Annotated in this window: 23 protein-coding genes and 1 tRNA gene; 9 read left to right on the top strand and 15 right to left on the bottom strand. The window is 38.5% G+C overall.

Annotated features, from left to right (window positions below):
• The first annotated feature begins 543 nt into the window (after positions 1 to 543).
• The 4 genes from J7E66_RS18055 to J7E66_RS18070 all read left to right on the top strand — a co-directional run bounded on the left by J7E66_RS18055 (position 544) and on the right by J7E66_RS18070 (position 3,600).
• On the top strand, positions 544 to 1,239 hold the full coding sequence (locus J7E66_RS18055) for an MgtC/SapB family protein (protein ID WP_215002370.1): 696 nt from the start codon (positions 544 to 546) through the stop codon (positions 1,237 to 1,239).
• 81 nt (positions 1,240 to 1,320) lie between these two features.
• Positions 1,321 to 1,393, top strand: a tRNA-Ala gene (locus J7E66_RS18060).
• Positions 1,394 to 1,735: 342 nt separating this feature from the next.
• Positions 1,736 to 2,062, top strand: a complete 327-nt coding sequence (locus J7E66_RS18065; protein WP_215002371.1) for a DUF485 domain-containing protein — start codon at positions 1,736 to 1,738, stop codon at positions 2,060 to 2,062.
• On the top strand, positions 2,062 to 3,600 hold the full coding sequence (locus tag J7E66_RS18070) for a solute symporter family protein (RefSeq protein ID WP_215002372.1): 1,539 nt from the start codon (positions 2,062 to 2,064) through the stop codon (positions 3,598 to 3,600). Before J7E66_RS18065 ends, J7E66_RS18070 begins: the two co-directional genes overlap by 1 nt.
• Positions 3,601 to 3,653: 53 nt before the next feature.
• Here the strand turns inward: J7E66_RS18070 and J7E66_RS18075 are convergent, their stop codons facing one another.
• Complete coding sequence (locus tag J7E66_RS18075; RefSeq protein ID WP_215002373.1) at positions 3,654 to 4,994, bottom strand: DEAD/DEAH box helicase; 1,341 nt, start codon at positions 4,992 to 4,994, stop codon at positions 3,654 to 3,656.
• A 214-nt stretch (positions 4,995 to 5,208) separates the two neighbouring features.
• Between J7E66_RS18075 and J7E66_RS18080 the strand changes: the two genes are divergently transcribed.
• Both J7E66_RS18080 and J7E66_RS18085 read left to right on the top strand, forming a co-directional pair.
• Entirely contained in the window at positions 5,209 to 5,781 is a 573-nt protein-coding gene (locus J7E66_RS18080) for an RBBP9/YdeN family alpha/beta hydrolase (protein WP_215002374.1), read from the top strand.
• A gap of 136 nt (positions 5,782 to 5,917) precedes the next feature.
• Positions 5,918 to 6,829 (top strand): selenium metabolism-associated LysR family transcriptional regulator, encoded by a 912-nt coding sequence (locus J7E66_RS18085; RefSeq protein WP_215002376.1) that lies wholly within the window; start codon positions 5,918 to 5,920, stop codon positions 6,827 to 6,829.
• 37 nt (positions 6,830 to 6,866) lie between these two features.
• Here the strand turns inward: J7E66_RS18085 and J7E66_RS18090 are convergent, their stop codons facing one another.
• Genes J7E66_RS18090 through J7E66_RS18100 form a run of 3 tightly spaced genes read right to left on the bottom strand, consistent with a single transcriptional unit; the run spans position 6,867 to position 8,605 of the window.
• Complete coding sequence (locus tag J7E66_RS18090; protein WP_215002378.1) at positions 6,867 to 8,003, bottom strand: zinc-dependent alcohol dehydrogenase; 1,137 nt, start codon at positions 8,001 to 8,003, stop codon at positions 6,867 to 6,869.
• Positions 8,004 to 8,021: 18 nt separating this feature from the next.
• Positions 8,022 to 8,381, bottom strand: a complete 360-nt coding sequence (locus tag J7E66_RS18095; protein WP_215002380.1) for a spore coat protein — start codon at positions 8,379 to 8,381, stop codon at positions 8,022 to 8,024.
• Positions 8,382 to 8,395: 14 nt separating this feature from the next.
• On the bottom strand, positions 8,396 to 8,605 hold the full coding sequence (locus J7E66_RS18100) for a spore coat protein (protein WP_215002382.1): 210 nt from the start codon (positions 8,603 to 8,605) through the stop codon (positions 8,396 to 8,398).
• Positions 8,606 to 8,742: 137 nt separating this feature from the next.
• Here J7E66_RS18100 and J7E66_RS18105 point away from each other — a divergent pair, with 137 nt between their 5' ends.
• The gene (locus J7E66_RS18105; protein WP_215002384.1) at positions 8,743 to 8,949 is read left to right on the top strand and encodes a hypothetical protein; all 207 of its coding nucleotides are present in this window, start codon (positions 8,743 to 8,745) and stop codon (positions 8,947 to 8,949) included.
• Entirely contained in the window at positions 8,946 to 9,263 is a 318-nt protein-coding gene (locus J7E66_RS18110; protein WP_215002386.1) for a spore coat protein, read from the top strand. The genes J7E66_RS18105 and J7E66_RS18110 overlap by 4 nt, the downstream gene beginning before the upstream one ends.
• Before the next feature lie 35 nt (positions 9,264 to 9,298).
• Here J7E66_RS18110 and J7E66_RS18115 read toward each other — a convergent pair whose 3' ends face one another.
• The 10 genes from J7E66_RS18115 to J7E66_RS18160 form a co-directional block, all read right to left on the bottom strand.
• Complete coding sequence (locus tag J7E66_RS18115; RefSeq protein ID WP_215002388.1) at positions 9,299 to 10,798, bottom strand: acyl-CoA synthetase; 1,500 nt, start codon at positions 10,796 to 10,798, stop codon at positions 9,299 to 9,301.
• A gap of 113 nt (positions 10,799 to 10,911) precedes the next feature.
• On the bottom strand, positions 10,912 to 11,808 hold the full coding sequence (phaZ, locus tag J7E66_RS18120) for an intracellular short-chain-length polyhydroxyalkanoate depolymerase (RefSeq protein ID WP_215002389.1): 897 nt from the start codon (positions 11,806 to 11,808) through the stop codon (positions 10,912 to 10,914).
• A gap of 10 nt (positions 11,809 to 11,818) precedes the next feature.
• Positions 11,819 to 12,823, bottom strand: a complete 1,005-nt coding sequence (locus tag J7E66_RS18125) for a 3-oxoacyl-ACP synthase (protein WP_215002391.1) — start codon at positions 12,821 to 12,823, stop codon at positions 11,819 to 11,821.
• 18 nt (positions 12,824 to 12,841) lie between these two features.
• The gene (locus J7E66_RS18130) at positions 12,842 to 13,021 is read right to left on the bottom strand and encodes a hypothetical protein (protein WP_215002393.1); all 180 of its coding nucleotides are present in this window, start codon (positions 13,019 to 13,021) and stop codon (positions 12,842 to 12,844) included.
• A gap of 12 nt (positions 13,022 to 13,033) precedes the next feature.
• Positions 13,034 to 14,008, bottom strand: a complete 975-nt coding sequence (locus tag J7E66_RS18135; protein WP_215002697.1) for a branched-chain amino acid ABC transporter permease — start codon at positions 14,006 to 14,008, stop codon at positions 13,034 to 13,036.
• 31 nt (positions 14,009 to 14,039) lie between these two features.
• Positions 14,040 to 14,900 (bottom strand): branched-chain amino acid ABC transporter permease, encoded by an 861-nt coding sequence (locus tag J7E66_RS18140; RefSeq protein WP_168245429.1) that lies wholly within the window; start codon positions 14,898 to 14,900, stop codon positions 14,040 to 14,042.
• Between the two features lie 18 nt (positions 14,901 to 14,918).
• Positions 14,919 to 15,626 carry an ABC transporter ATP-binding protein gene (locus tag J7E66_RS18145; protein ID WP_215002396.1) on the bottom strand — a complete coding sequence of 236 codons (708 nt, stop codon included), beginning with the start codon at positions 15,624 to 15,626 and terminating at the stop codon, positions 14,919 to 14,921.
• Entirely contained in the window at positions 15,604 to 16,377 is a 774-nt protein-coding gene (locus J7E66_RS18150; RefSeq protein ID WP_215002398.1) for an ABC transporter ATP-binding protein, read from the bottom strand. Before J7E66_RS18150 ends, J7E66_RS18145 begins: the two co-directional genes overlap by 23 nt.
• A gap of 104 nt (positions 16,378 to 16,481) precedes the next feature.
• Positions 16,482 to 17,663 (bottom strand): substrate-binding domain-containing protein, encoded by a 1,182-nt coding sequence (locus J7E66_RS18155; protein ID WP_215002700.1) that lies wholly within the window; start codon positions 17,661 to 17,663, stop codon positions 16,482 to 16,484.
• 154 nt (positions 17,664 to 17,817) lie between these two features.
• Positions 17,818 to 21,066 carry a winged helix-turn-helix domain-containing protein gene (locus J7E66_RS18160; protein ID WP_215002400.1) on the bottom strand — a complete coding sequence of 1,083 codons (3,249 nt, stop codon included), beginning with the start codon at positions 21,064 to 21,066 and terminating at the stop codon, positions 17,818 to 17,820.
• A gap of 418 nt (positions 21,067 to 21,484) precedes the next feature.
• Here J7E66_RS18160 and J7E66_RS18165 point away from each other — a divergent pair, with 418 nt between their 5' ends.
• Positions 21,485 to 24,034 carry a bifunctional diguanylate cyclase/phosphodiesterase gene (locus tag J7E66_RS18165; RefSeq protein ID WP_215002402.1) on the top strand — a complete coding sequence of 850 codons (2,550 nt, stop codon included), beginning with the start codon at positions 21,485 to 21,487 and terminating at the stop codon, positions 24,032 to 24,034.
• On the opposite strand, the gene thrB is transcribed toward J7E66_RS18165, so the two are convergent.
• Positions 24,027 to 24,944, bottom strand: a complete 918-nt coding sequence (gene thrB, locus J7E66_RS18170) for a homoserine kinase (RefSeq protein ID WP_215002404.1) — start codon at positions 24,942 to 24,944, stop codon at positions 24,027 to 24,029. The genes J7E66_RS18165 and thrB overlap by 8 nt on opposite strands.
• Positions 24,945 to 25,036 lie beyond the last annotated feature (92 nt).

Genomic DNA, 25,036 nt, shown 5'->3' on the forward strand with positions numbered 1-25,036 from the left:
TACGTTGGCTTAGTTTCTTAATAGAAACTAATATTTTTGTTTGTTTGCACGATTTTGTTTGTTTAGTTTTCAAAGATCAATTTCTCATTCGCTCATAAGCGACTTTATTAATTTATCACATCCAACATCTTAATGTCAACAACTTTTTTAAAATCTTTTTTTCGTTAGTTGACTCTCTCGATGAGGACGAGATTTAATATAACATGATAAATTAATGTTTGCAATATAATTTTAAAAGTTTTTTTAAAAAGCTCATTCTTATTACTAAAGTAAGGACCATATAAAAAACAGGGAAATGTAAACCTAATTGATATAGCCTTTTTTGATCCTTCTTATCATATAATAAATAGACGGTTATTGATTAATAGTAAGTAATTTCCATAGTTCATAAAAATATAAGTTCCCACTTGTACTTCCATTAGATACTCGTTTATGTGTAGAATCAACATAGGAAAACCTATAATTTTTTCCAATGCTCTATATTTTCTACCACAACAAACAAAACTTCAGTCAACAGACTGTGTAATTGGACGTGAACCTGAGATGAGTAGTATCGATATCCATATATTAATTAAGTTAGGTGTTTCTGCTGTTTTTGGCCTTATTATCGGCCTAGAACGAGAATTAAAAAGGAAACCAGTTGGACTTAAGACAAGTCTGGTTATCTCGGTTGTGAGTTGTTTGCTGACAATTGTATCGATTGAATCGGCGTATATGTTTCCCAATTCGGATAATGTTAAAATTACAATGGACCCTCTTCGCTTAGCAGCACAGATTGTTTCAGGAATTGGTTTCTTAGGTGCGGGTGTTATCCTAAGACGGGGCAATGATAGTATTTCAGGATTAACAACTGCTGCGATGATATGGGGAGCCGCAGGAATTGGCATAGCTGTCGGAGCTGGTTTTTTCATAGAGGCATTTGTTGGTGTTGCACTACTTATGATTAGTGTGGAATTTGTTCCATTTTTAATGAAGATCATTGGTCCTAAACAATTACGGGAAAAAGAAGTCATGTTGCACTTGTTTATTAGAGATCAAAATCAAATTGATAAAGCGATTTCTTTCTTATTAGAAAAAAATTATATTGTTCGTAGACTTAAGATTAAAGATTTAGACAACGGGGACCATCTTGTTCAAATCTTAGTTGCAGTGGATTACCGTGAAAAGACAACCGATGTGTATTCTTCTGTATCGAATTTAGAAGGTGTTCAGAAAGTTGAAATCGAAAGTATTGGCTAGAAAAAAATTTTATGTTAAATCAAAATTTTCTCTTGCAAGATAATAGCAATACAGATATAATTTTTCTTGTACCAATAAACTGGGGGATTAGCTCAGCTGGGAGAGCGCTTGCATGGCATGCAAGAGGTCAGGGGTTCGAGCCCCCTATTCTCCATATATTCGAAAACCTTTGCGCTGCAAGGTTTTTTTTTATTTCTCTGATTTACAAAATAACATCCAACCCTCGCAATTATTTCTCCTAAAATTTTTAATGGGTATTTTTACCTTTTTTAAAATTTCCTATTGCAAATTCCCTTCTCAATATAATAAAATCGAAAATGTAATTTAAAAATTTAGAAAAATCTGTATTTAAAGGAGCGAATTTTAAAAAAATTAATTTCTTCCAGTATAATTACCGCCACGATCTATTTTTCCTCAAAAAATGACCAATCAGCATTGTCTTTTATTTGACCTCAGATTTGAACAAAGGGCTTTTAAATGAGAGGGGGAACTAACATTGGAGGCAAAAAAAACAAAGGTTAATTCTGAAAGCGATTACACCGCAATTGTTCAATCATCATCATTTCAAAAATTACTCTCCGAAAAGAAAAAATTCATCGTGCCAATCACCATATTCTTTTTTTGTTTTTATTTTGCATTGCCTGTATTAACTTCCTATTCGACAGTGTTAAATGATAAGTTTATCGGAAGTATAACATGGGCATGGGTCTTTGCTTTCTTACAATTCGTCATGACATGGGTTTTATGTATGCTTTACTCGAAAAAAGCAGCAAGATTTGATGAATTAGCTAATAAAGTCATCCAAGAAGGGGGGACTAACTAATGAATACAGCTGCATTTACTATGTTTCTATGTATCGTTTTTGTTACGTTAGTGATTACATACTACGCTTCAAAACGGACGAAAAATGCAAGTGAGTTCTACACGGCTGGCGGAGGTCTTACTGGCTGGCAAAATGGACTTGCCATCGCTGGGGATTATATGTCCGCTGCATCCTTCCTTGGAATTGCAGGGGCAGTCGCCTTAACGGGATTTGATGGCTTCTTTTATAGCATTGGTTTCCTAGTTGCCTATCTTGTTGTACTTTATTTGGTAGCTGAACCTCTAAGAAACCTCGGAAAATATACCTTTGCAGATATGATTGCTGCAAGATTTGATGCAAAAAAAGTGCGTGGTTTTGCCGCCATGAACACGGTAACCATTTCGATTTTTTACATGATTGCTCAGCTAGTTGGTGCAGGTGCACTTATCAAATTATTATTAGGCTTAGAATATACCACATCCGTTTTAATTGTTGGCGTACTAATGACTGTATATGTTATTTTTGGAGGAATGCATGCAACAAGCTGGGTCCAAATCATTAAAGCCGTTCTATTAATGGGTGGTACCTTAGTCATTTCTATTATTGTCTTTGCCAAATTTAACTGGAGTATTACCGATATGTTTGCGCAAATGAAAACTGCAACACCATTAAAGGAAACTTTCCTAAATCCTGGCGTAAAATACAAAATTGGTCTTGATACCATTTCCTTAAACATGGGATTAGTACTAGGAACAGCAGGTCTGCCCCATATTCTTGTTCGGTTCTTTACGGTAAAGGATGCAAAAACAGCTCGTTCCTCAGTTGTATATGCCACATGGATCATTGGGATTTTTTACGTTATGACCATTTTTCTTGGCTTCGGTGCGGCAGCTTTTGTAGGTAACAGTACAATTGTTGCAGCTAATCCGGCAGGAAATATGGCTGCTCCGCTTTTAGCCCAAGCTCTTGGTGGAAATATGTTATTTGCTTTTATTTCAGCAGTCGCTTTTGCAACTATTCTAGCTGTTGTTGCTGGCCTAGTTCTAACAGCTGCCTCAGCATTTGCCCATGATTTCTATAACGTTATCCTTAAAAAGGGAAAAGCAACAGAAAAGCAGCAAGTGGGTATGGCACGCTGGGCAGCAGTTGGAGTTTCTGTCATATCTATTATACTTGCGTTAGGTGCACAAACTCTTAATGTTGCCTTCCTAGTTTCACTTGCCTTTGCCGTCGCAGCCAGTGCAAATTTACCTGTTATTCTGTATACAATTTACTGGAAACGCTTTAATACAACCGGTGCCGTTTGGGCTATGGTGGTTGGGCTTATTTCAGCAATCGGCTTGGTGCTAGTCAGCCCGAATGTATTCAGCCCTGAAGTTGGAAAAGCTATTTTTGTAGGCGAGCCTTGGTTCCCGTATACAACTCCAGGAATTGTTTCTATTCCACTCGGATTTATTGCGGGCTATCTTGGAACTATTTTCTCAAGCCAAAAAGCCGATGTAAAAAGATATGAGGAAGTACTGGTTAAATCAAATACTGGTATTAGAATTGGTAGTTAAATAAGCGAATGGGACTGAATCATTTTCAGTCCCATTTGTTTTAAAAATGTATATTATCTTGGTCCTTTTCTACCTGAACCTGTTTTCGTACTGTTTCTTCCTGACGTAACTGTTTGGGACCTTCTTTCAGAGCTGCCTCTTCCTCCAGACCTATTTTCCCTTCTACCTGTATCGTTTCGATTTCGTGATGTGCTTGTTCTTGCTTTACTCATTCCACGTTTATCTTTATGAACTGTATTACGTTCTTTTTTAACGTCTTCTGTTTCTGATTTCTCTTTGCTATTTCCCATATTTTGTTTTGGTATGATGATGTTTAACTCTTGTTCAATCGTTTCGAGCATAGGCTTGTCCGCCGAAGAATAAAAGGTAATTGCAAGACCTGTCATTCCAGCTCTGCCTGTTCGGCCAATTCGATGAACATAACTGTCAGCATCTTCTGGGATATCATAATTAAACACATGCGTGACGCCTTCAACATCAAGTCCTCTCGCCGCCACATCTGTAGCAATTAACAATTGCACTTCGGCATCCCTAAAACGCTTCATAACTCGTTCTCTCTTCGCTTGAGACAAATCACCATGCAATTCATCGCAAGAAAAGCCGTTTGCTTTCAAGACATCAAAAAGTTTACTTACTCTTCGTTTCGTCCGACAAAAAACTACCGCTAAATAGGGACGATACGTTTCCACTAATTGAATAAGCGTGGCTTGTTTAGCACGATCCGTTGTATGAATCGCAATCTGCTTAACATTTTCAGCCGGACCTTGTGTTTTTTCTACTTGAATATATTCAGGATCACGCATATGCTTTTTTGCTAGTTTGCGAATTTCAGGAGGCATCGTTGCTGAAAACAGCATCGTTTGCCTGCTTGCTGGAGTTTCTCTAATAATATCCTCCACTTCATTAAGAAAGCCTATATGGAGCATTTGGTCTGCTTCGTCTAAAACAAGGAAGGATATTTCCGATAAACGGATGGTTTCTCTTCTAATATGATCTAAAAGTCGGCCAGGAGTCCCAACAACAATTTGCATTTCCCTCTTTAATTTTTTTAACTGTTTATCGACATCCTGCCCGCCATAGACAGCCAGGACATCTACACCGTTAATGTCTGCCATCAATTTTTCAAATTCATCTGTAATTTGCAGTGCTAATTCTCTGGTTGGAGTCACGATAAGCGCTTGAACCTGTTCTGCATCATGATTAATTTTTTCAAGTATCGGTAGAATAAATGCAAACGTCTTCCCTGTTCCCGTTTGCGCCTGTGCAATTATATCGTTACCATTTATCACAAATGGAATCGCTTGTTCTTGAATCGGTGTCGGTTTTGCTATACCGTGGCCGCGTAATTTATTCACTAATGTTTCTGAAATACCCAATTTTAAAAAATCTGACAAAAAAACCCCTACTTTCATTTTTAACCTATCCATTTATTTTGATTGTTTATCATTCCTATTGCAAATATACTTTTCCTGTCGATATTCAAAAAAATATATAAATGTTCAGACATTAGTTGCCTTTTTCTTTTAAAACAACTATAATTTTTGTATCACAATATAATACCAACTTATTCCATCGGAATAGTAAACTTTGGAGGTGGAGAATAAAAATATGAACCAAAACAGTTTTCTCATCATGCATGGCCTAGGAGGGAGCGGACCTGATCATTGGCAAACATGGCTGGCTCAAGAATTAACACAAAGGAATCATCATGTTTGTTACCCAACTTTCTCTAACTTTGATTCACCTAATAAGAATGTCTGGTTGGAGGAACTGTCCGCTACGATGAAGACGATTCCTGAGGAAAATAACTTAACGATTATCACACACAGTCTAGGATGCTTGCTATGGCTTCATTATGCCTCTACTCTAAACAAACAAATTGCCAAACAAGTTATACTCGTTGCACCGCCATCTCCATCACATATTCTCACTGAAGCGAAATCCTTCTTTCCGGTACCGCTGGATGGAAACCATTTAATGCGAACATCTGCGGAAACCTTATTTGTCCATTCTTCTAATGATCCCTATTGCAGTTTGGACGATTCAAAAAACTATTTAAATCTCGGGCTGCCTTCCGTTACCATACCAAATGCTGGTCATATTAATACGCAGTCCGGACACGGGGAATGGCCATGGATCTTAGATTTATGTCTTTCTCGTAAAGAAATTGTTCAATATTGATAAAAAGAAGGAGTGAGACATCACTCCTTCTTTTTATTGACGTTTCTTCCATTCTAAGCCATTATATAAATTAATTTTATCTGTTTTATCAATCACAATTAATCGATTATATAAATATTTCAAGGAGGAAATACATTTGGATTTGCATCAGTTGTATGTTTTTACAAAAGTGGTTGAACACAAAAGCTTTTCAAAAGCAGCAGATGATATTTTTTTAAGTCAATCAACCGTTAGCTCTCATATCCAAGCATTAGAAAAGATGTTAAATATGAATCTTTTTGATCGTGTCGGAAGAGAAAGCATTCTTACTCCTCAAGGGGAACGCTTATATCAGTGGGCACTCAAGCTTTTGCTTATTAAGGACCAAGCATTGCTTGACCTAAAAGAGGGGATGACAGACCTCCGTGGAATGATAAGGATCGCAGCGAGCTCTGTTCCTGGGCAATTTATGGTTCCGCGAATGGTCAAGCAATTTAGAGTACAGTATCCTGAAGCGACGTTTCATATCAATCAATCTTCCTCAAAAATTGTGGCCGAAAAGGTTTTAAATGGATCTGTTGATGTTGGAATACTGGGTGATAAATACGAAAACGACAAACTTCACTATATTCCTTTATTAAAAGAAAAGCTAGTCTTAATTACATCGAACCAAAACGAGATTGTGGGACCTGTCAATATCGAGGAGGTTTTAGATTATCCATTTGTGATGCGTAATTCTAGCTCAGGAACGAATGCTCTTTTGGAACGTTTCCTTAAGAAAAGTAAGATTCATAAGGACAAATTAAATATCATTGCTTATATAGAAAGCGGCCAGAGTTTAATGCAATTTGTCCTACAGGATATTGGCATTTCGATTATATCTGAAATTGCTGCAAGCGAATATTCCTCTAAAAATATGCTTAAGATGCATGATATAAATGGCTTTGATGACGAAAGATATTTTTATCTTGTTTACAACATTAATAAAACGCAATCACTCCTATCAAAATTATTTATTGAAGGTGCCTTGGATTTGGTTGGCGGTAACCACACAAAGGGGGCTGAGTAAATACTCAGCCTACTTTATTTTTTCAAGGAACAGGGTATTACGGTTTCAGGATAACTTTAATACAATCTTCCATTTTTGTATCAAATACTTCATACCCATGTTTTGCTTGGTCCAAGGGCAGTACATGGGTAATAATGTCCCCAGGGTCAAGCTTTCCTCTATTTATCATATCGTATAGGAACGGCATATAAGGAATAACTGGGGCCTGTCCAGTCTTAATATTCACATTTCGTTGGAAAATATCTCCTAGAGGAAAAGCATTATATCGACCCCCATATACACCTGTTATTTGAATGGTTCCGCATTTTCGGACTGCTTGACTAGCAATGACAATCGCTCCCATCGCCCCACCATGAAGTTTCATGCCCGAAGCAAGAAATTCAAGCGGTGTCCATTTTCCATCCATTCCGACTGCATCAATCACGATGTCGGCCCCGCCTTGGGTAATCTCCTTTAAGTATTCTCCAGTGTTAGCATGTTGTTCAAAATTAACAATTTCCACCTTATTTGTTCGTTTGGCATGCTGCAAACGGTAATCAATATAATCAACTGCAATCACTCGTTTTGCACCATTTAACCATGCAAATTTTTGGGCTAACAATCCCACCGGACCGCAGCCAAGAATAATAACCGTATCACCATCTTTTACACCAGCATGATCAACACTCCAGTATGCAGTTGGAGCTGCATCAGCAAGTAACACTAGTTTTTCATCTTCCACCTCACAATTTTCTGGAATCTTAAATGGGGTGAAATTCCCATATGGGACGCGCATGTATTCAGCCTGTCCCCCTGCATAACCACCGGTTAATTCAGAATAACCGAAGAAACCTCCAATTTCTCCATGAGGATTGGAATTATCACATTGACTTGTTAGGTCATTAGTACAATACCAACAATGACCGCAACTAACATTGAATGGAATTATCACTCGGTCACCTTTTTTAAGTTTAGTAATTTCTGGGCCAACCTCTTCGACTACTCCCATCGGCTCGTGACCAATAACATAGTCTGTTGGCAAGCTTGGAATCATCGCATGAATTAAATGTAAATCGGAACCGCATATCGCTGAAGAGGTAATTTTCACAATGATATCATCAGCATTTTTTATTTCTGGATCTTTGACCTCTTTTACTTGAACATTTTTTATGCCTTGGTATGTAACTGCCTTCATTCAGTTTTCTCCCTCCTATTATTTGTTTGGTGTCGCGAACATGCCAAGGCGATCCGTATCGTTAGGGAAAAGGTTTAATTGGGCAATTTGCACGGCTGTTTCAGCAGACTTCAAATCAATAGGGAATTGTTCCTTTAGATTATGAGGATGAAGCCAGCCCTTTTTAACCATTAAGTCAGAAATTTCCGTGTGCAAATCAATCGCTGCTTCCATTTGTTTATGTAAGGCCCTTCTAAGTTCAGGATTGGCGGTTTCGGTTATCGCAAAACCATAATTACGTATTCCTGTTTTCACCGCAAGTAAAAAATCCATGGCAAAAGCTGAATCAGCCAAATTCGGCATTCCTTCTGCATTCCTTGGATCTAAATAGTCCTCCAATTTTTCCACCTCACTTATTGTAGTAATTGGCTTTGTTTATAGAAACCGATAAGTTCATTAATATCTTTAATCGTTTGCTGCACATCTTTTTCCATTAGTGCTTTTAGTTCATTATCGAAACAGATTCCTTGCATTAATTTTGATTTAAGCAAGCAAACCGTTTTAAAGTTTAGAATTTCATGGGTTTCCATCGTCTCATGTAAGCCCAAGCTGCCTACTTCCATATAAGCACCTCCAGTTTATAACATATGTATTTTCCCCTTATGCCGTTTCCTTTTATGCAGATAATAAGGTGAATAAACTGGGATTACCTAAGAAAATATAATGAGGATAAAGTATGTTCGTGTTGGAGGGAACAACAATGACAAAGTATTTAGGCCTTCATGAAACATTAGACCTTCATGAATTGTTATCATTTAAAAATCTTTGCCTAACTAAAGCGACAACGATGAGTGTTTTGGTCCAAGACGAAGAACTGAAGGCAATACTTTCAGGGGATGTCACTACAGGAACCCAGCATATACAACAGCTACAGCAGTTTTTGACAGATCGGAGGGAAAAGCAGTGAATCATTTCATTCAAAATATGATGGGAATGGGCGGAATGACTGACCAAGTCATTGCAACTGACTTTCTCATTTCCGCAAAGGCCAGTGTGAGAAATTATGCTGTTGCGATTACGGAGACCGCTACACCAGAATTGAAAGCAGCCTTACGAGCACAATTAAATGACGCCATTGCTACACATGAAAAAATAACCAACTTTATGGTAGCAAAGGGTTTTTATCATCCACATGATTTAAGTGAGCAGCTGCAGGTGGACCTAACGGTGTCAGATACGGCATTAAATCTTGCACAAAAGAAGGAAAATGCCTCGAATTAGATTATTAGAAAAAGGGAGAACAGTTTGTTCTCCCTTTAAATGACCGTGCTCATTTCCTTTAATTTCTTTTTATCTATTTTTCCCACATGGGTTTTTGGCAGTTCTTCTAAGAAAATGAATCGCTTTGGAATTTTGTATCGGCCTAGTTTAGCCGCGCAATAAGGTCTCAATTCTTCCTCTCCTACAGTTGAGGAGTCTTTTAACACAATAAAAGCAGCTACAATTTCTCCCCATTTTTTATCCGGCAATCCGAGGACTGCGACCTCATCTATGTCTGGGTGTTCCGCGAGCCATTGCTCTATTTCAAGCGGATATACATTCTCCCCGCCGGTGATAATCATATCTTTCTTTCGGCCGACAATATAATAGAAGCCTTCTTCATCCCTTTTGGCTAAATCCCCTGTATGAATCCAGCCCTCCATCAACGTTTCCGATGTTGCTTGTTCATTATTCCAATAAAACGAAAAGGCATGCTTCCCTTTAATTAATAACTCACCAACCTCATTGTTTTCTGCTTCTCGTCCATCTGGTTTTACTAATTTAATCGAATTAAACAGCATCGGTTTACCGACAGACCCACGTTTTATTTGGGCATCTTCCGGGCTAATATAAAAATTATTCGGCCCTGCTTCCGTTAACCCATAACCCTCTTTAAAGGCTAACCCCTTTTTTTGAAAAGAATCATATATTTGTAAAGGACAGGGCGCGGCACCTGATAAAAAGATTTTCATTGTCGGAAAATCACTGCCTTGAAATTCATCGGTTTGAATGAGCAAATGATACATGGTAGGAACCAAGAGAATAATTGTACAGCGATAACGATTGATGGATTCCACAGCCTTTTGCCCGGTAAATTGATCGCCTATAACGACAGTCCCACCAATCATAAGGACAGGGATACTAAGCGCATTTATTCCACCCGTATGAAACATCGGTAAATAATTTACCGTAACATCCTCAGCTGTTAAGCTCCAACTTATTATTGTGTTCATTGCATTCCATAAGATTGACTGATGACTTAACACTACACCCTTAGGTTTACCGGTTGTTCCCCCTGTATAAATCATCGCCAACGGGTCGGTTTCAATGATTTCTTCTGTAAAACTATCTCTAATTGGATACGAAGAAATTTCAAGATAATTTTCCGCGCTAATTAAAAAGGAATTCGGGTAAACGTTGGTTAATTGTTCGTAGATCGTCTCAAATTGCTGATGGATTCCAATTAACACGGGTATACAATCCTGCAATATTTCGCTGATCTCATGCTGCGATAAACGCCAATTCAGAGGAACCAAGATAGCTCCTATTTTTCCACAGGCAAATAATAAATCAAAATAGCTAATATCATTAGGTGATAAAAGGGCAACCCGATCGCCTTTTCTAACACCTAGGGACAGGAGCCAGCTTGCTACAGACTTTGCCCGTGTATTTACTTCTTTAAACGTCCAAGCTTGGTTTGTTTTTTCATCTATAATTGCATCCTTTTCCGGAGATAATCTTGCTCTACTATCAAGCCAATCCAGTTCCCACCTCACCGAATAATCGCTCCTTCACTACTAGATGCAACTATCTTACTTATTTCCGGTTACAAGGGAGTTACATAATCAGACTCTAATATCGGATATGAATGGTTATCGACACATTTTTCTTAAACATCACTATCTATAAATTGTGTAATTGCGTTTACTAACTGTGGAAGATCATCCACCAATGGGGAGTGACCACAATTCTTTAACTCAATAAACCTAGCTTTTTCCCCTAGGTCCTCAAGTAATTCCTTCGTCATGTCTCCAGTTACCACAAAATCACGGTCTCCGCTTAGTACCAGTACTGGTACCGTAATATCATCTACTTTCCCATTTCCTTCAACAAGTCCATTATGATGGTGGCTAATATTAAACGTGTTATTGGAATGATGCACCTCAGCTAAGTTCCGCTGGGTTCTCATATCCTGAACATACTCATCATAAAGGTCAGGTGCAGGCTGATTGTGAGTATAGATAACAGCGTTCCAAATGAGCTTCAATAATTCAGTGTTATTCGTGTCATAGGCAGTCTGGACAGGAATAGTTTTAGTAACATCCCTTTTAATCTCTTCATGTAACGCAAATCTCCTCGGCTCATCATTTTCATTTAATTTCCCGTCAAATGGATAGCCACGGGTGGATTCAGATGCTAACAAAATAAGTTTGTTTGCGTACCCAGGGTAATCTGCGACAAACTGCATGGCAACCGCACCGCCGGTTGACCATCCAACAACCGCAAAATCCTTTAAGCCTATTTCATCAACAAACAGCTTTACATCATCTGAAAAATCTTTTATAGACATCACTAGATTGGTATAGGTTGAACCGCCAAATCCTCGTAAGTCAACCGCATATAGTTTATATTTGGCATCCAAATTCTCAAGCACCAAATCCCAGTGCTTCGATGAAGTCATATTTCCGTGGATTAACAAAACTTTTATTTCTCCTCCAGCCCTTTCCCGATAAGTAAGTGTTTCGCCATTTGTAAGTTTAGCTTCCTTTAATGTCACATTAATCATCCTGATCAACCTACCCCCATTTAATAGTAGTAGCTCCCCACGCATAGCCAATTCCAGCACTAACTAAAACGACAACATCGCCTTCTTTAACTTTTCCATCTGATAAGGCCAACTCCAAGGACAATATCTGATCAATTTGCCCGATATGACCATAATCTTCTAGATAAATAGACTGCTTCTCGGACAAACCCAGTTCATTTAAAACATATTCATGTGCGGACTTTTTCATGTGAAGGATACCAAGATAAGAAATATCCTTCTCGCTAAACTCACTTTTCCTTAAAGATTCACGAATGACCTTTAGAAAATTATTCATTGATTTCTGTTCGAGGCGCTCCTTCATACCTTCTGGATCGAGAACATCGAGCTTATTAAGCCGCTGAGCTATAGCCTCTTTTGTAATGGGGTTCTTAGTCCCTCCGGAAACAACGACGACGTCATCTGAAAAAGAACCATCAGTAATTATATCCGTTTCCATTAATAGGTTTTCGTTATGGCCACTTTTTAAAAGTATGGCTCCACCACCAGCACCGAGATTAAACATGAAACGGGTCCTTGGATTGTCGTAATCAATGAAATCCACATTCCGATACCCACCTGCGAGAAGAACCGTTTGAATACCTGGATCAGCAATCATCATAGATTTTGCTACTTTTAATGCCATGACAGTTGTCCCGCATCTTAAGGCAACATCAAATGCCCATGCATTCAAAGCTCCAACTGCTTCTTGAAGTTTAATACCAGCGGTCCACAGAGGGTACTCCTTATGTTCCTCACCAATATAAATGACAAGGTCAATCTCCATTGGATCGATTGCTGCTTTAGCAATAGCTTGTTTTGCAGCGACGATCCCCATTTCACACGTATGGTCTTCCGGTCCAGGGATATACTTTTTCTTTATGCCCATTTTTTCTTCAACAACTGAAACAGGGATATCGGCCATTTCTGCAATCTCTTTTCCAGTCAAAAATTGTTCAGGCAAATAAATGCCCGTGCTTAGGATCCCGATTTGCAAAGCTAATCACCTACCTCTCTATGCTTTTTCCGCCATAGCCTTCATAAAAATCAGCGCTTCTTCAATTGATTCAAATAATGTTTCTTTGTCTTCTTGAACATGGGTAACTTTTATTCTCCATTGTTTCTCGCCTGTTTCCTTTTCAAAAGCGGCCAACTGAAACCGAACAACAAAAGAAGCAATTTGATTTAGCTCCATTCCTTCCTCCCTCTATCCCGCCAATTTCCCCTCTTTTTTTGCGGATGGTTGTTTTTTTCTTTTCCATGAAAGCGTACTCAACGTACCAACAATTCCACGAGGGAAAAACATAACCACCAAGATATAAATTATCCCGAAGAAGATTATCCAACGCTCAAAAATCCAATGCTCTTTCGCTAATTCTGTCAGCCAATCATGAGCAAATTCAATTAATCCTGCCCCGATAATTGCCCCAATTAATGTTCCAACCCCGCCAATGATCGTCATTAATAAGGCGTCTAAGGTGAGATCCATTGAGAACACACTCGTATTCACAAATCGGAGCGAAATCGCATATAAAATCCCTGCAACACCCGCCAGTACTCCAGATACAACACTTGCGGCAATTTTATAATGAAGAACATGATACCCTAATGATTCCGTTCTCTGCTCATTTTCCCTAATTGCCTGCAACACGCGTCCCAACGGTGAATTGGTAAATCGCTTCAGGATGAGAAAAACGGCAACCATAACAATAAGACTGAGGAGATAAAAATTAGTTCGGTCAATAAACAATTCTGGGACCCGAAAAGTGAACCCATCATTTCCATAGGTCAAGGTCCGCCACTTTTCCGCTAGAACGAGGAAAAGGCCAGATAAAGATAGGGTTAGCATAGCGTAAAAATGGCTTTTCAAACGTAGTGTAAGCAACCCAACAATGAAGCTGACCACAGCTGTAAGCACAATTGTTGTTAAGACTGCCAGTAAGAAGAAAATAAGCGTTGGTTCAAATCGTTTCATAAAAATGCCCATAGAATAAGCCCCAATTCCAAAAAACATGGCATGCCCAAAGGAAACGATTCCCGTAAAGCCCAATAAGAGGTCATAGCTCATCGCAAAAATTGAAAACACAAACACTTGTGTTAACAAAATCAATAGGTTTCTAGATTCATAAACAAAAGGTAATAGCAGCAGAAAAGCGGCGACGACTAAAAATATCGCTGTCATTCTATTCCCTTGAATAAATCTCAATGTATTTTCACCCCTTCGCTCCAAATAAACCCTGCGGCCGAATAATAAGGACAATTGCCATTAGGAGCATATTAACTGCCAGTGAGAGGTCCGGGACATAATAGGCCATAAAAGAACCGGAAAGCCCTACTAAGATGGCGGCTAAAACGGAGCCCTTAAAATTGCCCATCCCCCCAATGACGACAACAATGAACGCTAAAATGGCAAACTCCATTCCCATACCCGCATGGATTACTCCCGAATATGGTCCAAGGAGGACACCACCTAGAGCAGCCATTCCGGCACCAATCATAAACACAAACATAAATACCCTTTGAATATTGATTCCAAGCGCCTGAACCATTTCTTTATTCATGACGCCAGCTCGGACCACTAGACCAATTTTGGTCTTTTTGAGTAAAAATTGAACGCCGGTAAAAATGAGAAATCCCACAAAAATGATAAAGACTCGATACTTAATAATAATGACGCCGCCAAGCTCCCAGCTTCCTTTTAAATAATCGGGGGGAGATGCGGTTATTTGATTAGGACCCCAAATGACTTTCAGCATTTCGGATAAAACCAGCATTAAACCAAGAGTAATTAATATTTGCTGGACATGATTTCCATACACCGGTTTAATGATCCACTTTTCGGTAATAATCCCTAACAGGAATCCTGTTAGGATGGCGCCAATAATTCCAATCATAAAGCTGCCTGTTTTCGAGTAAATCCAAAGACCACTATAAGCTCCCCAGGCAAATAACCCGCCATGAGCAAAATTCAGCACGTCCATCAAACCAAAAATGAGGGTTAAACCGGCGGCTAATAAAAAAATCAGCATCCCTGTTGCCAAGCCATTTAAGGTTAAATTCATGAGTAATTCCACAAAGATGTTCCCCCTTCCTTACGCAATCCCTAAATATTTTCGTTTCATTTCTTCATCTTCTTTTAATTGCTTCATTGTTCCCTGACTTACAGTTCTTCCATCATCGATAATATAAAAGCAATCACCAATCGTGCTTGCCATCATGAAATTTTGTTCCACTAACACAATGGTGGTTTGATCTTTCATTTGTAAAATAGATTCCATCACCTTCTCAACCACGATGGGGGCCAAGCCTTTACTAGGCTCGTCAATTAACAAGAGCTCGTTTTCATTTACATAGGCTCTGGCAATCGAAAGCATTTGTTTTTGCCCTCCGCTTAAAAGGCCGCCTGGTTTTTTCCAAAACTTTTTCAAGTCTGGAAACAACTCTAAAATCGAATCCATCCTTTTAGCCGTTTCTTCATTTTCTTTCTGAATCGCCACGCGCATATTTTCCTCTACGGTTAAACCTGCAAAAATCCCTTGATCTTCGGGGACATAGCCGATACCCTTTTTAGCAATGGTATAGGTGGGCAGTGTTTGTATTGTTTCTCCTTTAAAAGCAATACTTCCCTTCGAAGCTGGATTTAGTCCCATAATGGTTCGTAATGTCGTCGTTTTTCCTGCTCCATTTCTTCCAAGCAGTACCGTTACTTCGCCTTTTTTCACATCAAAGGAAACACCTTGTAGAATATGGTATTGACCAATATGCGTTTCTACTTGATCAAGCTTCAACAGGTCGTTCATCAAAATGACCTCCTAAATAGGCAGACTGAACGGTTTCATTTTTCATGATTTCTTCAGGAGTTCCGTCTGCTAGCAGTTTTCCATTAAATAACACCATCACTGAATCCGATAGATCCAAAATCATATCCATTTTGTGTTCAATCAGGACAATCGTCCGGTTCGCTTGTTCTTTTATTTTCTTAATAACTTCTAATATCGCTGGAACTTCTTCAAGCGACATCCCCGCTGTTGGCTCATCTAATAAAAGTACTTCAGTTTCAAGAGCCAGCAGCATCGCAATTTCAAGCTTCCGCTTTTCCCCATGTGCGAGGTTACTTGCTAGTGAATTCTTTTTTTCATCTAATAGGACCAATTTCAGCCACTCAAGCGCCTTTTCTTCAAATACCCGGTACTTTTTATAGTGGAAAAACATTTGGTAACGAATTCCTGCTTGCGATTGAACGGCTAACCTGACATTTTCTAAGACTGTTAGATTTGGAAAGACATTAGTGATTTGAAAAGAACGGCCGATTCCCACCCTTGTTCGATTCGTAGATGAAAATTTCGTAATATCTTTACCGCGGTAATATATTTTTCCTTTAGTAGGGTTTAATTGTCCGCTTAACAGGTTGAAAAAGGTTGTTTTCCCGGCCCCATTTGGTCCTATAATTGATTTGAAGTGTTTTTCAGGAACGGAAATACTGACGGAATCCACTGCAGTATGACCGCCAAACGTAATTGATAAATCATCGGTTTCAATAAGTGTAGACATTCGTTTCACCACCTAAGTTCTTAGCATAAAATAAGGAAGAGGGTGACCAGCAATTTATGTCGGTCAAACCCTCGTCATTTTTTATCAGTTGAGATGACTTTAACTTATTTATTCCGTATTGGCGGTGCAGTTTCTTCAGGAGATAGCTCCCTGATCAGTACTGGGACCGGGTATGGAACACCATCTTTTTTCTCTAGCTTAATTGCATACAAGGTTTGCAGTGCCTGGTGATCTTCTGGTCGGTAAGTCATCTTTCCTTTCGGTGTTTCAAAGGTCATACCTTCCATGGTTTCGATTAATTTATCAGCATCTGCAGAACCTTCCGTTTTCTTCAATGCCTCTACAATCGAAATAGCAGCACTCATCCCCCCTGGGGTAAATAAATCAGGAACTTCGTTGTTAAATCTCTTCTTATGTTTCGCTACAAGCCAGTCGTTAATTTTATTTTTCGGCAGGTCATGATAATAAACAGTAAAACCTTCCATCCCAATCAACGGCTCCATTGTTGATAAAGCAGCAATATCCGGGGCCCCAGTCGAAATTTTGATTCCTTTTTCTTGAACCTTCATATCGGACAATTGTTTCCAAGGGGAGTTTGCTCCTGCCCATACCACAAATAAGTAATCAGGTTTTGAGTCAACAATTTTTTGAATATTAGAAGTAAAATCTGTCGCTGCTGGATCCGCATATTCTTCCTTTACGATTTCAGCACCCAGCTTTTGGGCGGCTTCTTTAAAGGCAGCAACGCCATCACGACCAAACGAATAATCCGGAGCAAGTGTCGCTATTTTCACTCCTTTTTTTGCAATCGCTGCAGCACCTGCTACGGCATCTTGAGAAGAGTTACGTGCTGAACGGAACATATACTTATTAAACTCTGAACCTGTAATGCTATCAGCTGCTGCAGGTTCAACTACCATTATCTTTTGATATTCTTCAGCGAGCGGTAAGACGGCCAAGGTATCCGCAGAACTGGAGGATCCAACAAGGAAATCTACCTTATCTTCCTCTAAAAGCTTTGTTGCTTTCTGCACAGCTACTTCCGGCTTCGTTTCTGTATCTTCCACAATGAATTCGATTTTTCTTCCAGCAACCTCCAATTTACCTTCTGTTGCATAATCAAGGCCTAGCTCAAAACCTCTTAAGGTTTGCTTTCCATAGGCTTCTAAAGCCCCAGTTTTGGAGGCAAGCACGCCAATTTTGATTGGATTTTTATTTTCCGAACCACCATTGTCTTTTGAGTCTGATGATGATTGATCTGAACTGCATGCACTGGCAAACATCATCACAAAAATAAGTAAACCTAAAATTGCCCATTTCCCTCTATTACCCTTCACTCTTTTTCCCCCTTAAAATGTTTAATATCAAAATGGCATAGCTTTGATTTTATGATAGGAGATGGAAGTTACAAACTAGTTACAAAATAGAAGCAGCCTCTTATTAAGGCTGCTTCATTGGATGGATGACTTTTTCTGATTCAATGATCATCTGATACATTTGCTTGGTCGGTTCTAACGGAGTTACTCCTAGTTCTTTCTCTAATACTTCTGTACATTTTTTATACCATTTCATCGCTTGAGGACGGTTATTTTTCCGGTAATAACAATACATAAGCAAACGATACGCTTCTTCCCATGTTCGGTCACGTTCAAGGATTTTTTCACACCAGAAGATTGCCGTCTCGTAATTTTCCTTGCGGACCATTAACTGGGCCATTTTCTCGGCCCCTCGTAAAAAATAAACGAGCATGCTCTCTCTTTTGTTAATACACCAATCATCATAACGGCGGTCAGGTAAGTATTCTCCTTGATAAAGTTGCAAGCCCTTTTCTAAAAAGTTAATGACTTTATCAGGATCAGATTCTTGTAATCCTTCTAGAATCCATGTTTGAAATTGGGTCGTATCTAATTCAATCACAGCATTCGGATTTAGCCCATAAAACAAGCCTTCCCTTATTATAAAAAATGGTGCAGCTCTCGCCTTCCGTAATGGTTCCAGCACATTTTTCAGACTATTTAAGGCCACTTTAAAATCACGGTCCGCACTCTTTTTATCTTGATAGGGCCAAAGGATCTGAATGATTTCATCCTTGGCAATCGATTCACTTACTGTAATTAATAACTGAAACAACTCCTTGGCTTTTTCTCTTTGCCAATCCTTCTCCCCAACTTCCTTCTCACCGAGCCATAGTTTGAACTGACCAAGAGTTTGAACCCGAATTGTGTAACCTGGATGTGCATCAAAGGTGGCCACTCCCATTTCCCGAAGGATTTTCTCGACATATGATTTTTGAATTTCCAATTTCCTGCATTCAATTAACAAAGGTACAAACACTTGCAAATCCTTTGGACTAAATACAGACCTCTTCTGAAAAAAGAATTCAAAATCGTGAACTTGGACGGAACGTAAGAATTCAGTCATCGTTTTCATAAATAAATCTGTTTCTTTCTGTAAATAAAAAATATAGGAAAACCAGAAATTGCTTAACATTAGCCCAAATGAATCTTCACATTGTTCGAATAAAGAATTGGCTTTTTCTAAAAACAGATGGGCCTTAGGCAGCCGTTGATTATAAATACAGGCGATCCCCATGCAAAGAGTAATAAATGCAGAAAGCCAGACATCATGGACTTTCTCTGTCTCTTGAAGAGCTTTTTCGCCTGCATCTAAGGCCCGTTGGAGTTCTCCACTCGTTCCATATAAAATACAGAGACCCATTAGTGGTTCCGCTTTCCCTCTGTCGACATTCAATTGATCCATAATTTCTAAAGCAGTCTGGTAGCAGTTTTCAGCTAAGTTTAATTCATATTTATTTAGAATCTGTACGGAATGACCCATTCGAATCCAGCCACAAGCCTCAACAAATGGGGCCTTTAGGCTTATTCCTTGCTGAATTCCCGCTTGTGCAAGTTCTTTTGCCTTTAATCCCTCGCCCGTAAACGCTTCAATTAATGATAGTAATAAATTGGTTTCACGGTGTGCTTGCGGCAGGGACGCAACCTTAGTCCCGTTCTTTTCCTCTTGAAACAGATAAAGCAATTTCTTCGCATCATCAAAACGCCCGGTTCTTAAATACAATCTTGCTTGTAAATTTCCGTTCGGACTTGAAGACTTCGATTCCTGTGTCTTTTTGATCCATTTTTCTGCCTCTGATGATTTACCCGAGTTTAGCAGATTCTCCGATAGCAATTGATAAAGTTTACCCTTTTCCTCAACTGAACCATTGGATTTTTCTCGATAGGTTATTGCCTCATATAAATACCTCTCAGCATGCTGCGGCTGAATTGTATCTAGATAAATTTTGGCTTTCCCTTCTAATGCTTTACTCATCCCAAGATAATCTTGCCTTTTTTCTGCTATAGAATAGGTCCGATTATAACAATCCTCTGCCTCTGTATAGTGGGAACGATAGCGATGAATTTCTGCCTTTAAATACCATAGATGGTAATAAACATCCATATCCGAATCAGGAATCATCGTTAACTGATCATATAAGCTTTCCAATTTTCCGCTTTCAAGCATCGTTAAGCCATTCAATTGTAAGATGGAGGCAATCGCTTGATAGTGATTGATTTTTTTATAATGATGAAGTGCTGCCTCCCACAGTTTCCTTTTCTCATAAAAACGAGCACATTTTTCGTGGAGACTAGCATAGTTTCCCGGGTTATTTTTTTGAAAAACATTTTCGAGAAACTCTTTAAATAAGGCATGATAACGGTAGTGGGTTAATCCAATCTTTTGGATAAATAAATTCCGGTCTTTTAGCTGTTCAAGCATACTGGAGGCTCCATGAATCCCAATTACCTCATCACATATTTCTTCCTCCATCTCTTCAAAGATTGAAGTTTGTTCTAGAAACTGCTGGATTATTAGGGGCTGCTTTGAAAAGACTTCCATTACTAAATACTGAAAAAAGTCTTGAAGGGAATGCGAAGAGTGTTCAAAAAGCTCAGATATATCATTCTTTAGTGGAATCTGAGTGGCAATCATGCACAAAGCTATAACCCAGCCTTCTGTCATTTGGTAGATGGTTTGGAGGTGTTGGGATTCAACTTCTAATCCGTAAAGATCTGTTAATAACAGGTCCATCTCTTCAATCGTAAGGACTAGGTCATCTCTTGTAATCTCTAATAATTGCCCACAGACCTTCATTTTCGTCAGATGCTTCCATCCTGGACAGCTCCGGCTTGAAATAACTAAATGAAAATTGGCAGGGATGTGTTCAAGTAATTTTTCAATCCAGCTATTGATGGCATAGGAATGTTCAATTTGATGGAAGTCATCGAGGATTAAAGTAATCTCTTCATTTATCAATAAGATTTCATTAATAAATAGGGAACACAAAACACCTAATTCCTCATCGCGAATATAACGATCCATTGATTCGATGTATGTAACTAGTTCGGTTCCAAAGTCAGGAGTAATTCCGCGAATGGAATGGATGATATAGGTGAGAAAAGGCAGGATATCATCATCGATCGATGAAATGGAGTACCAGCAGCCTGGAATTTTTTCATCCCTCATAAATAAAGCAAGTGCCGTACTTTTCCCAAAACCAGCCCCAGAATGAATAAGGGTCAAAGGGTATTCAGGGATCTTCTTCATTTTCTGAGTGAGCTTAGCCCTTCTGATAAAGTCATCTTTTACAACTGGAATACGCAGCTTTGTTTGAATGATCGGCAGATTCAAATGATCGGCCCCCTTTCCATTTTCGCAATATTTACACTATTTTACCATATTGGGAGTAATAAGTGTACGAGTAGGAAGGAAAACACAATCAATTGTTAATTTAAACATAAGTGGGGATTTTTTCTATGTAATAAAAATAAATAATGGAAAAAACTATAGAAATAAGAACTAAGGAGGGTTTCTATGCTTGAAAAATGTTTTTATTGTACCACTGAGATTGAAGAAAGACAGTTGCACTATGTCTCATTTGTATCCTCAAACCAGGAAAGAAATGAATCACTTTGTGATGAATGTTATAAAGAATGGTTGGAAGGTTTGAAAGGTTAAAATCCTATTTGGTAGTGAAGTTATAACAAAACAGCTGTGACTCCTCCCTATTAAAATGGATGGGTCACAGTTTAATTGGAGTGTCGCGTCATTGTCCATCAAAAAAAAGATGCCATTGATTTTTTGCTTATTGGTTTTTTTGATTTTATTAACCAATAATGCCTTTCATTACATTCGTTCAAAAAACCAGCTGCTCGAAACTAATGAAAGAGAAATTGAAATGATCACTCAAGAAGTGTCATTCCAAGTTGAGAATATAAGAGAAGGCACATTGTATGTTGAAGATATTCATGCCAGAGAATTAAGGACAGCATCGTTAGCGATAAAACATGCACTGCCACGTAACTATCAAGATATTACAAATGAGCAACTAAAGAAACTTGCCCAAGAAGTAAGGGTATCGCATATAACCCTGTTAGCGAAAACTGCAGATGATATTATTGGTGTTCGGTCATCAGACCTTAAAGAAATTAATATGTCTACCAAGGGATGGGGATATTGGTATGATGCATTTCACCAATTGTTTGCGTTAACGCCTGTTTCTGTTGGAAAAGGTTTAACCTTGCCTTACTTTTGGTCTGGGCCGATTGAGATTGCTTCTTCCAATCCCAAGCATACGGATAAATGGGGCTATTATTTTGATGGCACGACCAACTATATTATCAATCCTTATTTTCGTGACAATGAAGTATTAGAGTATGAACGACGATTTGGACCTGGGGAAGTAATTAAAGGTTTTACAAAAGAACGAGGCATCTTAGAACTGACAGTGTTCAATCCAAAGAACTTCGGTAAAAAGAAAGAAGTTGTCACTTTAAACGGTAATAGTTATATTCGTATTTCTGCTAAACCAGTATGGTACGGATCATATAGATATAAAAACTATCAAGTTGATGCAAAATTTATTAAACAGGCGATAAATTCAAAAAAAGTGCAATCCTACAGAGATGATTTTAATGGTAAAGATATAATGAAAACCTTTGTACCAGTTTTCTCCACACCCACTGAACCATTTGTCATTGGCCTTGTTTATAATTATGGGCTCATTGAGAAAGAACTCACACATGAACTTTTTGTTCATATTTTATTTTCCTTCTTTATTATGATTATCGTATTTATTATCAGTTTGATTTTTTCCCGTTCGATTACACAGCCAATCGGTTATATCGTTGAGCAAGTGAATGAAATTGCACAAGGTAACTTTAATAATAAATTACACTTAAAACGAAAAGATGAATTAGGCCTGCTTACGGAAAATGTAAATGCCTTATCTAATGATTTGCAGAACTATGTGAATGATTTGAATAAGAGCAAAGAATTAATTGAATACCAGGCATATCATGATCCATTAACTGGTTTGTCAAACAGAAGATATTTTTCAGAAAAATTAAAACCTACCATCGAACACGCAAAAGAAACTGGTGAAACGGTTTCGGTTTTATTCATTGATATGGATCGTTTTAAACAGGTGAATGACTCCTTTGGACATAACAAAGGGGATGAAATATTGAAAATCGTTGCCGAGCGGATTACTGCGTGTTTGCCTAGTGACAATAGTATCATTACTAGACAAGGCGGTGATGAATTTATTATTTTGCTAATGAATCTTGATCTCTCAGCAACAAAAGCTACAGCAGAAAAAGTTGTCAATACTCTTAAAAAAACCTATCTATTAGATGGCAACGAAATTTATCTCAGTGCAAGCTGCGGTATTAGCTTATTTCCAGAGCATACAAAAAATATGGAAGCGCTCGTTGTTTATGCTGACGTTGCAATGTACTCTGCCAAAAAGCAAGGTGGTAACAAAGTCATTGTTTATACCGAGAAATTAATAGAGTCGAACATTGAAAGACCAAAGCTTGAAGCTAGGTTACGGAAGGCCATTGAAAAAGGCAAGGTAGACGTTTATTATCAACCGAAGGTTACTGTTGATTCCGGTAAAATTTATGGAGCTGAGGCACTATTAAGATGGAATGATGATGAACTTGGATTTGTCTCACCCGAACTGTTTATTCCTATTGCTGAAGATATCGGCTTAATCCATCCTTTATGGGAATTTGTTATGAAGGAAGCTTGTTATCAGGTGAGCAAGTGGAATCGTAACCGTCCCAACCCGATATCAGTTTCAGTTAATTTCTCGGCCCATCAATTTCATGAACCTTATAGCATGGTAAAACATGTCACAGAGATTCTGAAGGAAAGTCAATTGGGTTCTAATAATTTTGAAATAGAAATTACCGAAAGCATTCTCTTGAATAATTCAACGGAAATTATTCAATCACTTAAATTGCTTAAAAGCATGGGCATTGCTATTTCGATTGATGATTTTGGAACAGGATATTCTTCCTTAAGCTATTTGAGAAATTTACCAATCGATACCTTGAAAATTGATAAATCATTCATTCAAGATATCCATGAAGATTATGCAAATTCAGAGATCCCAGAGGCGATTATTAACCTTGCTCGAAGTCTCCATCTCAATGTAATCGCAGAGGGCGTCGAAAAAGAGTATCAAAGAGATTTTTTACTATCGAAAAATTGCATTCAAATGCAGGGCTATTTATTTAGCAAACCGTTAAACACAGAGGAATTTGAGCAATACCTTCGAACGGATCAAAATAAAAGTGGAGAGATTAATTAATAAATCTCTCCACCATATTAACCCTGCTTCCTCTATAATCTATATTTAGTATCTTCGCTGACATAGTTGAAAATGCACTTTGGATTCCTAGTGCGAGCTGGTTTCCTTTTCCCTTCTCCGTAAAACAAAGAACAGTTGGTCCAGCGCCGCTTAGTGCCACTCCGAATGCACCATTGAATTTAGCGATATCTACTATTTCTTGATAGAAGTTAATCAATGGTTTTCGGTAGGGTTGGTGAAAAAGGTCCTGCTCCATCATTTTCCCTGCCATCTCCCAGTTTTGTGTTAATAGGGCCGCTACCAAAAGATTAGCAGTAGAAGAAGCTTGAATGGCCTCTTCACGGGAAAAAGCTGCTGGAAGCACCCCGCGTGAGTCCTTTGTTAAGAGGATCTCATCTGGAATAACTGCTACCATCTCAAAAGTAATATTAGAAAAGCTTAATATATCTACTTCGTTTTGTTTATATGAGCCGATGACCAGTCCACCGAAAAGAGAAGCACCCACATTATCTGGATGACCCTCAATCTCTGTTGCGATTAGCAGCTTTTCTTGCTGTGTTAGACCTAGCTTTCCTACCGTATCGGCTAGTTCAATCCCCGCAACTATCGCTGCAGCACTTGAACCAAGCCCACGTGCTAGTGGAATATCACTGTCGACTTTTATTTTGCAAGGATGTAATTCGATGCCATAGTTAGATGCCGTTTTAATAGCAATCTGACAGATAAAATGGGTCTCATCAGTTGGGAGGGATTTCAATTCATCACAAGCTGACCGAATATCCCACTTTTGGCTCTCCTCCACCTCTAACGTCAAATACAAATCAACAGCTAGTCCCATTGAATCAAAACCTGGTCCTAGATTTGCTGTACTTGCAGGTACTTTGATAGTAAAACGATCATTTAATGTCACTATTGACAACTCCTCGAATAAGTTCAGTCACTGCCTTTTCATCATTTGGTAATGGGATTGGCTTACTCGTATATCTTCTTTTAATCATCCTG

This window comes from Bacillus sp. ISL-7 (assembly GCF_018613065.1).